Here is a 12,917-nt window from a genome sequence, read left to right as displayed (position 1 = left end):
ACCGGACCTGGTGGGAGTAAACGAGTCTTGGCTTACATTTGGGGCAAATCGGACCCTCGGGTCTTGCATACTGAAACAGGTCCTCGCGTAACGGCGCGGCTCGGCTAGGCTCGGCCCATCATGCGTTTCGGGCTGCTTCTCCTTAGCTGCCGCGGCGAGGGTCTGTAGTCGTAGGCCGACCCCCTCCCCGCGGAGTTCGGTGTTGCGGTTTTCACTACCGCCGTCGGCCGTCCCAGCGAACTACACGCGGACACGCGAGGAGCCCAACGCCATGAGCCAGCAGCCTTTTGTCGGTCGCCCCACGCCCATCACGAACGCGACCCACACCCAGAAGACCTCCGGGATGCCGATCCACAAGTACGGCTCGTACGAGCAGGTGGACATCCCGGACAGGACCTGGCCGGACGCCCGCGTCACCAAGGCCCCCCGCTGGCTCTCCACCGACCTGCGTGACGGCAACCAGTCGCTGATCGACCCGATGACCCCCGCCCGCAAGCGCGAGATGTTCGACCTGCTGGTGCGCATGGGCTACAAGGAGATCGAGGTCGGTTTCCCCTCCTCCGGCGAGACCGACTTCGCCTTCGTGCGCTCCATCATCGAAGAGGGCGCGATCCCGGACGACGTGACCATCTCCGTACTGACCCAGGCCCGCGAGGACCTGATCGAGCGGACCGTGGAGTCCCTGGTCGGCGCGAAGCGCGCCACCGTCCACCTGTACAACGCGACCGCCCCGACCTTCCGCCGGGTCGTCTTCCGCGGCTCCAAGGAGCAGATCAAGCAGATCGCCGTCGACGGCACCCGCCTGGTCATGGAGTACGCCGACAAGCTGCTGGGTCCCGAGACCACCTTCGGCTACCAGTACAGCCCGGAGATCTTCACCGACACCGAGCTGGACTTCGCCCTGGAGGTCTGCGAGGCCGTCTGTGACGTCTGGCAGCCGGCCGAGGGGCGCGAGATCATCCTGAACCTGCCCGCCACCGTGGAGCGTTCGACGCCGTCCACGCACGCGGACCGCTTCGAGTGGATGGCCCGCAACCTGACCCGCCGCGAGCACATCTGCATCTCCGTGCACCCGCACAACGACCGGGGCACCGCCGTCGCCGCCGCCGAGCTGGCCCTGATGGCCGGCGCCGACCGCATCGAGGGCTGCCTGTTCGGGCAGGGCGAGCGCACCGGCAACGTCGACCTGATCACCCTGGGCATGAACCTGTTCTCCCAGGGGATCGACCCGCAGATCGACTTCTCGCAGATCGACGAGATCCGTCGCACCAGCGAGTACTGCAACCAGATGGAGGTCCACCCGCGCCACCCCTACGCGGGCGACCTGGTCTACACCGCCTTCTCCGGCTCCCACCAGGACGCCATCAAGAAGGGCTTCGACGCCATGGAGGCCGACGCGGCCGCCCTGGGCAAGACCGTGGACGACATCGAGTGGGCCGTTCCGTACCTGCCGATCGACCCGAAGGACGTCGGCCGCTCCTACGAGGCGGTCATCCGGGTCAACTCGCAGTCCGGCAAGGGCGGCATCGCCTACGTCCTGAAGAACGACCACAAGCTGGACCTGCCGCGCCGCATGCAGATCGAGTTCTCCCGGATCATCCAGGCCAAGACCGACTCCGAGGGCGGAGAGGTCACGCCCAAGGCGATCTGGTCGGTCTTCGAGGACGAGTACCTGCCCAACCCCGAGAACCCGTGGGGCCGCATCCAGCTGCGCTCCGGTTCGACGGCCACCGACAAGGACGGCACGGACACCCTGACCGTCGAGGCGGTCGTGGACGGTGTGGAGACGGTCCTGGACGGTACCGGCAACGGTCCGATCTCGGCCTTCTTCGACGCGCTGGCCGGCATCGGCATCGACGCCCGCCTGCTGGACTACACCGAGCACACCATGAGCGAGGGCGCCTCCGCCGTGGCCGCCTCGTACATCGAGTGCGCGATCGACGGCCGCGTCCTGTGGGGCATCGGTATCGACGCCAACACCACCCGCGCTTCCCTGAAGGCGGTCATCTCCGCCGTCAACCGCGCGGGCCGCTGACCACTCGTACGTGAGCCCCGTCGCCCTCCTGCGGGAAGGCGGCGGGGCTCCGTCGTTCCCTCGCGGGCCGGCGCGGGGACGGGCTCAGCGGGCCAGGTAGCCGCCGTCCACCGGCAGGATCACGCCCGTCACGAAGGAGGCCGCGTCCGAGGCGAGGAAGGCGATCACGCGGGCCACCTCCTCCGGCTCCCCGAGCCGGCCCATCGGGTGCGCCCCCGTGATCTCCGACAGGTACTCCGGCCCGCCCGGCTCGTCCCGCAGCGCGATCACCCGCTCCGTACGGATGGTTCCCGGTGCCACCGCGTTGACCCGGATCCCGTGCGCGGCCCACTCCACCGCGAGGTGCTTGGTCAGCCCCGACGCCACGAACTTCGCGGGCCCGTACGCGGCCTGGCGGGCCTGCCCGGCCACCCCCGAGATCGACGACACGCAGACCAGAGCCCCACCGGGGCGCGGCTGCGCGGTCATCGCCTCGATGGCGTACTTGCAGGTCAGGAACATGCCGCGGCCGTCGATGGCCATGACGTGGTCCCAGTCCTCGGGACGGGTCTCCCGTACGTCGGAGAGGGGGAGCACCCCGGCGTTCGCCACGGCGACGTCCAGGCGCCCGTAGGCCTCGACGGCGGCCGCGACCATCGCGCGATTGGCCTCCGGATCGGCGACGTCACCGGCGACCGCGGTGATCGCGTACCCCTCGGCGGCCAGTTCCGTACGGAGGGCCTCCACCCCGGGGCCATCGATGTCGGCCGCGGTCACCCGGGCCCCGGAACGGGCCAGCAGCAGGGCGGTGGCCCGGCCGATCCCGCTCGCGGCGCCGGTGACCAGACAGGACTTCTCGTTCATGCGGCGAACCCTAGGGGGAGCGGGCGGGGGGTGGGGGGACGTCGGGGACGCAGACCGGCCAAGTCCGGGGCCGGGGACATGTTGTCTTGTCACACGACTGACGCATCCTCATCGATGTGGCTAACATCACGCCAACCCGGCGATGTTGCCGGAAGGTTACGGAGGTGCGACGTGCTGCCAGTTCGGGGTGGGGACGGCCGGAAGCTGACGGTCTGGGGCACCCGTACCACCTGGAGCACCGTGGGTGACGGGGAGTTCTTCTGCCCCGCCTGCGGTGGCGACCGCAATTACCGCAGGCGGACCGGGCGGCGCCGGTTCACCGTTCTCGGGGTGCCGCTGCTGCCCCGCGGGCAGGCCGGTCCCGTCATCGAGTGCCAGGGCTGCCGCGCGCGCTTCGCCACCGACGTCCTGGACCACCTCACCACGACCCGGTTCACGGCCCTCCTGCGCGATGCCGTGCACACCGTGGCGCTGGCCGTGCTCACCGCGGGCGGGACGGCCTCGCGCAGCGCGCTGGAGGCCGCCGTGGGCGCCGTACGGGCCGCGGGCTTCCAGGAGTGCACCGAGGAGCAGCTGGAGTCCCTCGTGGAGGCGCTGTCCACGGACGAGGGCCGGCAAGGCCTGTACGACGTCCCGGAGTGCTGCGGGGCCGCGCTGTCGATAGAGCTCCACGAGTCGCTGGAACCGCTGGCCCCGCACCTGGCCGGCCCGGGTCGTGAATCGATCCTGCTCCAGGGGGCCCGGATCGCGCTCGCGGACGGCCCGTACACCCCGGCCGAGCGCGAGGTGCTCGCGACGGTCGGCTCGGCGCTGCGGATCGACACCGACGAGGTGACCCGACTGCTGTCGGCGGTACGTGCTCCCTGAGGGGGTGTGCCACGGATCCCGCACGAGCGGCCCCGCGCGAATTCCTCGCGCGGGGCCGCTGTGTGTCCGAACCGTGGACTCCGGAGGGGCCCCTTCCGTCCGAAACGGGCCTCCGCGACGTAACGATCCGGCCTCGCAGGGCCTGTTTCGGGACGCGTGAACGTCGTGTGAACGGCGTGGGCGCATGCTCGGTGCCCGATGTGTCCACCAGTCGGACGGTCGGAACAGGGCCTTCGAGTTTGCCCGTACGAAGGGCTGCAAAGGCCGTATGCGCACGTCACGGTGTATGCGCTTCACGGTCGCGCGGTAGGAGGCCCCGGCTCCGCACCCCTGTGCGCATACCCCCCGCCGAGGACTGCGCACCACTGGAGAAACCTACAGATCCGACGGGTTTGAACGTCAACAGTTTGTCGAAGTCGACGATATGTGTGGCGCCACCCACAGGCGTTCAATTCCGGTCACACGACAAGACGGCGCCGTCAACACAGCGCGGCTTCGATTCACCTCAGCGTGAACGCACTGACAACCCTGGCGTACCAACGGGTTAGCGACCCACTACGCCCAGGGATAACCAGATCTCCTCTCACTTACCTACCTTGAAGGGCAAGGCTGAGATGGCACGTGTCGCCGCCCGGCTTTCCACCGACGGAGAGCAGAGCACGCACCCGGTCGACGAGGTGCTCCCCCTCCCCAAGCTCGCGCTGTACGGCTTCCAGCACGTACTCGCCTTCTACGCCGGCGCGGTGATCGTCCCGATCATCGTCGGCAACGCGCTGAAGCTGAGCCCTGAACAGCTGGTCTACCTGATCAACGCGGACCTCTTCACCTGCGGTATCGCCTCGATCATCCAGGCCTGGGGCATCGGCCGGATCGGCGCGCGCCTGCCGCTGATCCAAGGCGTGACCTTCACCGCGGTCTCCCCGATGATCGCCATCGGCCTCGGGGCCGGCGGTGGTACCGCCGCCCTGCTCGTCATCTACGGCGCGGTGATCACCGCGGGTATCGCCACCTTCGCCTTCGCCTGGCTACCGGCCAAGGCGTTCCGGACGGTGATGCGGCTGTTCCCGCCGGTCGTGACCGGCACGGTGATCACGGTGCTGGGCATCGTCCTGATCCCGGTCGGTCTCAACGACGCGGCCGGCGGCCTCGGCAGCCCCGACTTCGGAGACCCGAAGAACTTCGCCTACGCCGGCGGCACGATGCTCTTCATCCTGATCCTGATGAAGATCGGCAAGCCGTTCCTCTCCAGCATCTCGATCCTCCTCGGCCTGGTCGTCGGCACCACCGTCGCCTTCCTGCTCGGCGACGCGAAGTTCGGCGACGTGAGCAACTCCGAGTGGATCGGCGTCACCACCCCCTTCCACTTCGGTGCCCCGAAGTTCGAGTGGTTCCCGATCGTCCTGATGCTCATCGTCATGCTGATCACCATGGTCGAGACGACCGGTGACACCTACGCCGTCGGTGACATCGTCGGCAAGGAGGTCGACAGCGAGACCGTGGCCCGCGCCCTGCGTGCCGACGGTGCCGCGACCGCCCTCGGCGGTGTCCTCAACTCCTTCCCGTACGTGGCCTTCGCCGAGAACGTCGGCCTGGTGCGGATGACGAAGGTGAAGAGCCGGTTCGTGGTGGTCGCCGCGGGTGTCTTCATGATCGTCCTGGGTCTGCTGCCCAAGGCCGCCGCGATCGTCGCCGCCGTCCCGCACGGAGTCCTCGGCGGCGCCGCGACCGTCATGTTCGCCATGGTCGCCCTCGCCGGTATCCAGACCCTGGCCAAGGTGGACCTGAAGGAGGAGAAGAACGCGCTGATCGTCGGCGTCTCCCTCGCCTTCGCCCTGCTCCCCGCGACCGTCCCGGTCTTCTTCACCAAGCACATGGACCCGGACCTGTCCTCGCTGCTCAACAGCGGCGTGACCCTCGGCGCCACGGCCGCCATCGTCCTCAACCTGGTCTTCAACGGCCTGGGCAAGGAAGGCGCCCACGACGTCCCCAAGGTCGAACTGCCCGCCCAGGTGGCGGCGGCCGGGGACAGCGCGGACTCCGCAGCAGCCGGACCGGCCCCGTCGGGTGAGGGCGAAGAAGCCCGGACCCCGGCCTCCTGACCCTCCCAAGGGGTGGACCCCGGCCGGGCCCCGAGCCCGGCCGGGGCCGCTGCCGTTCACCGGCCGGCCGTCCACGGCGCCGACACCCGGCCCGTGGTCGCGCCGCCGTACGGGACAATGGGCGCATGAGTCTGTTCCGCGACGACGGCATCGTGCTGCGCACCCAGAAGCTGGGTGAGGCGGACCGCATCATCACGTTGCTGACCCGCGGCCACGGCAGGGTGCGGGCCGTCGCCCGCGGGGTCCGGCGTACCAAGTCCAAGTTCGGCGCCCGGCTGGAACCTTTCTCCCACGCCGACGTGCAGTTCTTCGCCCGCGGCAGCGAACTGATCGGCCGCAGTCTGCCGCTCTGCACCCAGACCGAGATCATCGCCCCGTACGGCAACGGCATCGTCACCGACTACGCCCGCTACACCGCCGGCACCGCCATGCTGGAGACCGCCGAGCGGTTCACCGAGAACGAGGGCGAGCCCGCCGTGCAGCAGTACCTGCTGCTCGTCGGAGCCCTGCGCACCCTCTCGCGCGGCGAGCACGAGCCCCACCTCATCCTCGACGCCTTCCTGCTGCGCTCGCTGGCCGTCAACGGCTACGCGCCCAGCTTCGAGAACTGCGCGAAGTGCGGCATCCACGGCCCCAACCGGCACTTCTCCGTCGCCGCGGGCGGAGTGATATGCGGGGACTGCCGCGTGCCCGGCAGCGTCGTACCCTCATCTGAGGCCATCGCCCTGCTCAGCGCCCTGCTGACGGGCGACTGGGGGCATGCCGACGCGTGCGAGGCGCGTCACGTGCGGGAGGGCAGCGGGCTGGTCTCCGCCTATTTGCACTGGCATCTGGAGCGCGGGCTACGCTCCCTGCGATACGTCGAGAAATAGGAGCTGGACACATGGCACGACGCGGGATTCTGGGGCGCTCTCGCCGCGAGTACAAGGTTCCCGAGCCGCACCCGTCCGGTGAGCGCCCGCCGAAGATCCCCGGCGAGCTGGTCCCGAACCACGTCGCGGTCGTCATGGACGGCAACGGCCGGTGGGCCAAGGAGCGCGGCCTGCCGCGCACCGAGGGCCACAAGGTCGGCGAGGGCGTCGTGCTCGACGTGCTCAAGGGCTGCCTGGAGATGGGCGTCAAGAACCTCTCCCTCTACGCCTTCTCGACCGAGAACTGGAAGCGCTCGCCCGACGAGGTCCGCTTCCTGATGAACTTCAACCGCGATGTCATCCGGCGCCGCCGCGACGAGATGAACGAGCTGGGCATCCGCATCCGCTGGGTCGGCCGCATGCCGAAGATGTGGAAGTCGGTCGTCCAGGAGCTCCAGGTCGCGCAGGAGCAGACCGTCGACAACGACGCCATGACCCTGTACTTCTGCGTCAACTACGGCGGCCGCGCGGAGATCGCGGACGCGGCGCAGGCCATCGCCCGCGATGTCGCGGCGGGCCGGCTGGACCCGTCGAAGGTGAACGAGAAGACCTTCGCGAAGTACATGTACTACCCGGACATGCCGGACGTGGACCTCTTCCTGCGCCCGAGCGGCGAGCAGCGCACCTCCAACTACCTGCTCTGGCAGAGCGCGTACGCCGAGATGGTCTTCCAGGACGTGCTGTGGCCGGACTTCGACCGCCGCAACCTCTGGGCGGCCTGCCTGGAGTACGCCCAGCGCGACCGCCGCTTCGGCGGGGCCGTCCCGAACCAGGCCGAGGGTTCGTCGGGCTGACCCGGGTACTACGCTCGGCGCCCATGGACACGACAAGTGGAGCGCCGCAGGTCACGGGTTTGGAGGTGGAGGCGTACTACAGCCCCCGGCGCGATGACGCCCGCAGGGCGTTGAGGTGGTACAGCCGCAAGACGGTGCCGGGCTGCCTGCGGCTCCTCCTGTGGCTGGTGCTGCCCGTGGCGCCCGCCGCGCTGGGGGTCGCCCGGGGCGTCGAACCGGCGCTCTGGGGCGCGCTGGCCATGCTGGGGCTGTTCGTCGCGGTCTACGGGGCGTACCTGAGCTTCGACCGGCGGGCCTTCCGGCTGTACCAGCTCGCGGCGCGGCACCGCGAGTACCGCTGCACCTTCTCGGACTCCGGGGTGGTGACCCGGCTGCCCGACGGAACCTCGTCCGAGATGCCGTGGAGTGCGTGCGCGGGCTTCGGCGAGACCCGGCACCTGTTCCTCCTGCTGACGAAGGAGAACGGCGCACTGCTGTGGCTGCCCAAGCGCGCCGCGCTGACGGACACCGAGCTGGACCGGATCCGCGAGCTCCACGAGCGGAACCTGCGGCGGCTCTAGGAGGGGTCTCGGCCGTCTCTTCGGATCTTGCCGGGCTGTGCGGTCGGGCAGGATCCGAAAGAGACGGCCTAGGCCTTGGCGCAGTCGGCGCAGGTGCCGAAGATCTCCACCGTGTGGGCCACGTTCACGTAGCCGTGCTCGGCCGCGATGGACTCCGCCCACTTCTCCACGGCCGGCCCCTCCACCTCGACGGCCTTGCCGCACTTGCGGCACACCAGGTGGTGGTGGTGATCGCCGGTGGAGCAGCGGCGGTAGACGGACTCGCCGTCGCTGGTGCGCAGGACGTCGACCTCACCGGCGTCCGCGAGCGACTGGAGGGTGCGGTAGACGGTGGTCAGGCCCACGGAGTCGCCACGGTGCTTGAGCATGTCGTGGAGTTCCTGGGCGCTGCGGAACTCGTCCACCTCGTCCAACGCCGCCGCGACCGCGGCCCGCTGTCGGGTGGATCGTCCTCGTACTGGCGCGGTATTCATCTCGCCAGGCGCAGTCGCCACCGGTTCCTCCTCGTATCGGCCTCGGCCCATTGTGCCAGGCGGCCGACATTTCTAGACCTTCACATCGTCCCTCGTGCAGACCTCTTCGGTGACGGCGCGGGCCGTCTTGGCCCGGCGCCTGGCCAGCGGCGCCGACACGGCCGTCATCACGACGAAGACGGCGATGGCGAGCAGCACGATCGCCGCGCCCGAGGGTGCGTCGAGGTAGTACGTGGCGGTCACGCCGCTGAGGGAGACCAGCACGCCGATCAGCATGGCCAGCGACAGCGTCGCGGCGAAGCCCCGGGTGACCCGCTGGGCGGCCGCGACGGGGATCACCATCATGGCGCTGACCAGCAGCAGGCCCACGATCCGCATCGCCACCGTGACGGTGAGGGCGGCCGTGACGGCCATCAGGAGGTTCAGCGCGCGCACCGGCATACCGGTGACCCGGGCGAACTCCTCGTCCTGGCTGATGGCGAACAGCTGGCGGCGCAGTCCGACGGTGACGCCGAGGACGAGGACGGCGAGGACCACCGCGGCCCAGACGTCCTCCGGCGCGACGGTGGTGATGCCGCCGAAGAGGTAGCTGGACAGGGTGGCGGTGGAACCACCGGCCATGTTGATGATCATGACGCCGCCGGCCAGGCCGCCGTAGAAGAGCATGGCGAGCGCGATGTCGCCGCTGGTCCTGCCGCGGGAGCGGATGTGCTCCATGCCCACCGCGCCGACGACGGCGACGAGGGAGGCCATCCACACCGGGCTGGTGTTCAGCAGGAAGCCGAGGCCCACACCGGTGGTGGCCACGTGGCCGATGCCGTCGCCCATGACCGCCTGGCGCCGCTGGACCAGGTACGTGCCGATCGCGGGCGCGGTGAGGCCGACGATGGCGGCCGCGATCAGGGCCCGCTGCATGAAGGCGTATTCGAGGAAGTCCATCAGCTCAGCAGTCCCGTCCGCAGGGGCTCGGCGTCGTGCGCCGCGTGGGGGTGTACGTGGTCGTGGCCGGGCAGCGCGTGCTGTCCCACGGCCTCCGGGGGCGGGCCGTCGTGGACCACGCACCCGTCGCGCAGGACGACGGCCCGGTCGATCAGGGGCTCCAGCGGGCCCAGCTCGTGCAGGACGAGCAGGAGGGTGGTGCCGAGGGCCTTCTGCTCGCGCAGGGCGTTCGCGAGGACCTCCTGGTTGGCGAGGTCCACGCCGGCCATCGGCTCGTCCATGATCAGCAGTTCGGGTTCGACGGCGAGCGCCCGGGCGATGAGCACCCGCTGGTGCTGGCCGCCGGAGAGGGCGTTGACGGAGGAGGAGGCGTGCTGCTCCATGCCGAGCAGGGCCAGCGCGCGCTCGACCGCGGTCTTGTCGGCCTTGCGCAGGATCCCGAAGCGGGAGCGGGCGAGCCGGCCGGCGGAGACGACCTCGCGGACGGTGGCGGGGACCCCGCTGGCCGCCGTGGTGCGCTGCGGGACGTAGCCGATGCGCGACCAGGAGCGGAAGCGCTTGAACTCGGTGCCGAAGAGCGACAGTTCGCCGCCGGTCAGCGGGACCTGGCCGACCACGGCGCGCACGGCCGTGGACTTGCCGGAGCCGTTGGCTCCGAGCAGGGCGACGACCTCGCCGCGCCGGACGGTGAGGTCGACGCCGCGCAGCACGGGGCGCGAGCCGAGCGAGGCCGTGGCCCCGCGCAGGGATATGACGGGCTGGTCCGCTGACTGTGCCGGCGTCGACTGCATGGCTCGCGCCTCCGTTGCTGCTGTCATCTACTTGGCTCCGAGCGCCTTCTGGAGGTTCTTCAGGTTGGACCGCATGACCTCGAAGTAGTCAGCGCCCTGGGACTTGTCGGTGATTCCTTCGAGCGGGTCCAGGACGTCGGTCTTCAGACCGGTGTCCGCCGCCAGGGTCCGGGCCGTCTTGTCGCTGGCCAGGGTCTCGAAGAACACGGTGGAGACATTCTCCTGCTTGGCGAGGCCCTGGAGATCCTTCATCCGGGCCGGGCTCGGCTCGGACTCGGGGTCGACGCCGGAGATGGCCTCCTGGTCGAGGCCGTAGCGCTCGGCGAGGTAGCCGAAGGCGGAGTGGGTGGTGATGAAGGTCTTGGAGGCCGTGTTCTGCAGGCCGTCCTTGAACTCCGTGTCCAGCGCGGTCAGTTTGCCGACCAGCTCGTCGGTGTTCTTCTTGTAGTCCGCGGCGTGGTCGGGGTCGGCCTTCTCCAGGGCCGCGCCGACTCCCTTGGCGATCTCCGCGTACTTGGCCGGGTCGAGCCAGACGTGCGGGTCGCGGCCGGCCTCGCCGTGGTCGTGGTCGTGCTCGTGGCCTTCGCCCTCACCCTCGGTGTGGCCCTCGGCGCCGTGGTCGTGACCGGAGGAGCCGTGGACCTCCAGCTCGGTGAGGGTCGAGGCGTCGACGACGTTCTTCACGCCGGACAGGGAGACGGCCTTGTCGACGGCGGGCTGCAGGCCCTTGAGGTAGAGGACCACGTCGGCCTCGCCGAGCTGCCCGGTCTGCCTCGGGGTGATCTCCAGGTCGTGCGGTTCGACGCCGGGCTTGGTCAGGCTGTCGACCTTCACGTGGTCCTTGCCGATCTGCTCGGCGAGGAAGGCCATGGGGTAGAACGACGCCGTCACGCCGACCTTGCCGTCCTTGCCGCCACCGGTGCCGGCGGCGGCTCCGGAGCAGGCGGTCAGGGCCGTCGCGCCGAGGGCGACGGCTCCGGCGAGGGCGGCGGTGGGTATGAGGCGGCGTACGTTCATGACATCCATTTTCATCAAAGATGGAAACGATTGTCAAAAATGCAGGTGGGAGGCCTGGGCGCCCGGGCCTGGAAGGGGAACCGATTTGAAAGGGGGGGTGCGGGCGCCGGTAATCTAAAGGCTTCGCCGTTCGTCCTCGTAATGAAGAGAGCACCGTGGCCGCCGACAAGATCGAAACCATCGTCAGCCTGAGCAAGCGCCGTGGCTTCGTTTTCCCGTGCAGTGAGATCTACGGCGGCTCCAAGGCCGCCTGGGACTACGGCCCGCTCGGTGTCGAGCTCAAGGAGAACATCAAGCGCCAGTGGTGGAAGGCGATGGTCACCGGGCGTGAGGACATCGTCGGTATCGACTCCTCCGTGATCCTGGCCCCCGAGGTGTGGGTGGCCTCCGGCCACGTCGCCACCTTCTCGGACCCGCTGACCGAGTGCACCTCCTGCCACAAGCGCCACCGCGCGGACCACCTTGAAGAGGCGTACGAGGCCAAGCACGGCCGTATGCCCGCCAATGGTCTTGCCGACATCAACTGCCCCAACTGTGGTGTGAAGGGCCAGTTCACCGAGCCCAAGCAGTTCTCCGGCATGCTGGAGACCCACCTCGGCCCGACCCAGGACACCGGCTCGAAGGCGTACCTGCGCCCCGAGACCGCCCAGGGCATCTTCACGAACTTCGCCGTGGTGCAGACCACTTCGCGCAAGAAGCCGCCCTTCGGCATCGCGCAGATGGGCAAGTCCTTCCGCAACGAGATCACTCCGGGCAACTTCATCTTCCGCACCCGCGAGTTCGAGCAGATGGAGATGGAGTTCTTCGTCAAGCCGGGCGAGGACGAGCAGTGGCAGGAGTACTGGATGCAGGAGCGGTGGAACTGGTACCGCGACCTCGGCATCCGCGAGGAGAACATCCGCTGGTACGACCACCCGAAGGAGAAGCTGTCCCACTACTCGAAGCGCACCGCCGACATCGAGTACCGCTTCAACTTCGGTGGCAACGAGTTCTCGGAGCTCGAAGGCGTCGCCAACCGCACCGACTACGACCTCAAGGCCCACTCCGCGGCCTCGGGTTCGAACCTCACCTACCACGACCAGGAGTCGGGTGAGCGTTACACCCCGTACGTCATCGAGCCGGCCGCCGGTGTCAACCGCGCCATGCTCGCCTTCATGCTCGACGCGTACAACGAGGACGAGGCCCCCAACGCCAAGGGCGTCATGGAGAAGCGCACCGTGATGCGCCTCGACCCGCGCCTGGCCCCGATCAAGGTCGCCGTCCTGCCGCTGTCCCGCAACGCGCAGCTGTCGCCGAAGGCCAAGGGCCTCGCCGCCGACCTGCGCAAGAACTGGAACATCGAGTTCGACGACGCGGGCGCCATCGGCCGCCGCTACCGTCGCCAGGACGAGATCGGTACGCCGTTCTGCGTCACCGTCGACTTCGACACCCTGGACGACAACGCGGTGACCGTGCGCGAGCGCGACACCATGAAGCAGGAGCGCGTCTCCCTGGACCAGATCCAGGCCTACCTCGGCAGCCGTCTGCTCGGCTGCTAGGTCCTGCCGTACGAAGACCGGTGGCCCGGTGCGCTGTGAGCGCACCGGGC

At 69.3% G+C, this 12,917-nt stretch carries 12 protein-coding genes; 7 read left to right on the top strand and 5 right to left on the bottom strand.

The window, feature by feature from the left end; all coding sequences use genetic code 11:
• Positions 1-271 precede the first annotated feature (271 nt).
• Positions 272-2,035 carry a 2-isopropylmalate synthase gene (gene leuA, locus OG624_RS14665; protein ID WP_033224714.1) on the top strand — a complete coding sequence of 588 codons (1,764 nt, stop codon included), beginning with the start codon at positions 272-274 and terminating at the stop codon, positions 2,033-2,035.
• An 84-nt stretch (positions 2,036-2,119) separates the two neighbouring features.
• On the opposite strand, the gene OG624_RS14660 is transcribed toward leuA, so the two are convergent.
• A complete protein-coding gene (locus OG624_RS14660; protein ID WP_371639491.1) occupies positions 2,120-2,878 on the bottom strand; it encodes an SDR family NAD(P)-dependent oxidoreductase in 759 nt (252 codons plus the stop codon).
• A 171-nt stretch (positions 2,879-3,049) separates the two neighbouring features.
• Here OG624_RS14660 and OG624_RS14655 point away from each other — a divergent pair, with 171 nt between their 5' ends.
• The 5 genes from OG624_RS14655 to OG624_RS14635 all read left to right on the top strand — a co-directional run bounded on the left by OG624_RS14655 (position 3,050) and on the right by OG624_RS14635 (position 8,109).
• On the top strand, positions 3,050-3,745 hold the full coding sequence (locus tag OG624_RS14655; protein WP_033224712.1) for a TerB family tellurite resistance protein: 696 nt from the start codon (positions 3,050-3,052) through the stop codon (positions 3,743-3,745).
• 614 nt (positions 3,746-4,359) lie between these two features.
• On the top strand, positions 4,360-5,844 hold the full coding sequence (locus OG624_RS14650) for a nucleobase:cation symporter-2 family protein (protein ID WP_237545276.1): 1,485 nt from the start codon (positions 4,360-4,362) through the stop codon (positions 5,842-5,844).
• 125 nt (positions 5,845-5,969) lie between these two features.
• Complete coding sequence (gene recO, locus OG624_RS14645; protein ID WP_033224711.1) at positions 5,970-6,716, top strand: DNA repair protein RecO; 747 nt, start codon at positions 5,970-5,972, stop codon at positions 6,714-6,716.
• Between the two features lie 11 nt (positions 6,717-6,727).
• Entirely contained in the window at positions 6,728-7,549 is an 822-nt protein-coding gene (locus OG624_RS14640) for an isoprenyl transferase (protein ID WP_033224710.1), read from the top strand.
• A 23-nt stretch (positions 7,550-7,572) separates the two neighbouring features.
• A complete protein-coding gene (locus tag OG624_RS14635) occupies positions 7,573-8,109 on the top strand; it encodes a YcxB family protein (protein ID WP_078909587.1) in 537 nt (178 codons plus the stop codon).
• Between the two features lie 68 nt (positions 8,110-8,177).
• On the opposite strand, the gene OG624_RS14630 is transcribed toward OG624_RS14635, so the two are convergent.
• The 4 genes from OG624_RS14630 to OG624_RS14615 are packed head-to-tail and all read right to left on the bottom strand — an operon-like array spanning position 8,178 to position 11,329.
• A complete protein-coding gene (locus tag OG624_RS14630) occupies positions 8,178-8,603 on the bottom strand; it encodes a Fur family transcriptional regulator (RefSeq protein WP_075970254.1) in 426 nt (141 codons plus the stop codon).
• A 51-nt stretch (positions 8,604-8,654) separates the two neighbouring features.
• A complete protein-coding gene (locus tag OG624_RS14625) occupies positions 8,655-9,521 on the bottom strand; it encodes a metal ABC transporter permease (RefSeq protein ID WP_033224708.1) in 867 nt (288 codons plus the stop codon).
• Entirely contained in the window at positions 9,521-10,312 is a 792-nt protein-coding gene (locus OG624_RS14620) for a metal ABC transporter ATP-binding protein (protein WP_033224706.1), read from the bottom strand. The genes OG624_RS14625 and OG624_RS14620 overlap by 1 nt, the downstream gene beginning before the upstream one ends.
• 27 nt (positions 10,313-10,339) lie before the next feature.
• On the bottom strand, positions 10,340-11,329 hold the full coding sequence (locus OG624_RS14615) for a metal ABC transporter substrate-binding protein (RefSeq protein WP_371639490.1): 990 nt from the start codon (positions 11,327-11,329) through the stop codon (positions 10,340-10,342).
• 155 nt (positions 11,330-11,484) lie between these two features.
• Between OG624_RS14615 and OG624_RS14610 the strand changes: the two genes are divergently transcribed.
• Positions 11,485-12,867 (top strand): glycine--tRNA ligase, encoded by a 1,383-nt coding sequence (locus OG624_RS14610; protein WP_352164410.1) that lies wholly within the window; start codon positions 11,485-11,487, stop codon positions 12,865-12,867.
• Positions 12,868-12,917: the final 50 nt, after the last annotated feature.

The sequence above is a fragment of the Streptomyces virginiae genome (genome assembly GCF_041432505.1).
Taxonomy (GTDB): Bacteria; Actinomycetota; Actinomycetes; order Streptomycetales; family Streptomycetaceae; genus Streptomyces; species Streptomyces virginiae_A.
The sequence above is the reverse complement of the archived record's forward strand: the minus strand, read 5'-3'. Positions and strand labels throughout refer to the sequence as shown.

Excerpts from the sequence above, each read along its gene's own strand:
- OG624_RS14635 (WP_078909587.1), top strand. The coding sequence starts at position 7,573 with ATGGACACGACAAGTGGAGCGCCGCAGGTCACGGGTTTGGAGGTGGAG.
- OG624_RS14640 (WP_033224710.1), top strand. The coding sequence starts at position 6,728 with ATGGCACGACGCGGGATTCTGGGGCGCTCTCGCCGCGAGTACAAGGTT.
- OG624_RS14620 (WP_033224706.1), bottom strand. The coding sequence starts at position 10,312 with ATGCAGTCGACGCCGGCACAGTCAGCGGACCAGCCCGTCATATCCCTG.
- OG624_RS14615 (WP_371639490.1), bottom strand. The coding sequence starts at position 11,329 with ATGAACGTACGCCGCCTCATACCCACCGCCGCCCTCGCCGGAGCCGTC.
- OG624_RS14650 (WP_237545276.1), top strand. The coding sequence starts at position 4,360 with ATGGCACGTGTCGCCGCCCGGCTTTCCACCGACGGAGAGCAGAGCACG.
- leuA (WP_033224714.1), top strand. The coding sequence starts at position 272 with ATGAGCCAGCAGCCTTTTGTCGGTCGCCCCACGCCCATCACGAACGCG.
- OG624_RS14660 (WP_371639491.1), bottom strand. The coding sequence starts at position 2,878 with ATGAACGAGAAGTCCTGTCTGGTCACCGGCGCCGCGAGCGGGATCGGC.
- OG624_RS14625 (WP_033224708.1), bottom strand. The coding sequence starts at position 9,521 with ATGGACTTCCTCGAATACGCCTTCATGCAGCGGGCCCTGATCGCGGCC.
- recO (WP_033224711.1), top strand. The coding sequence starts at position 5,970 with ATGAGTCTGTTCCGCGACGACGGCATCGTGCTGCGCACCCAGAAGCTG.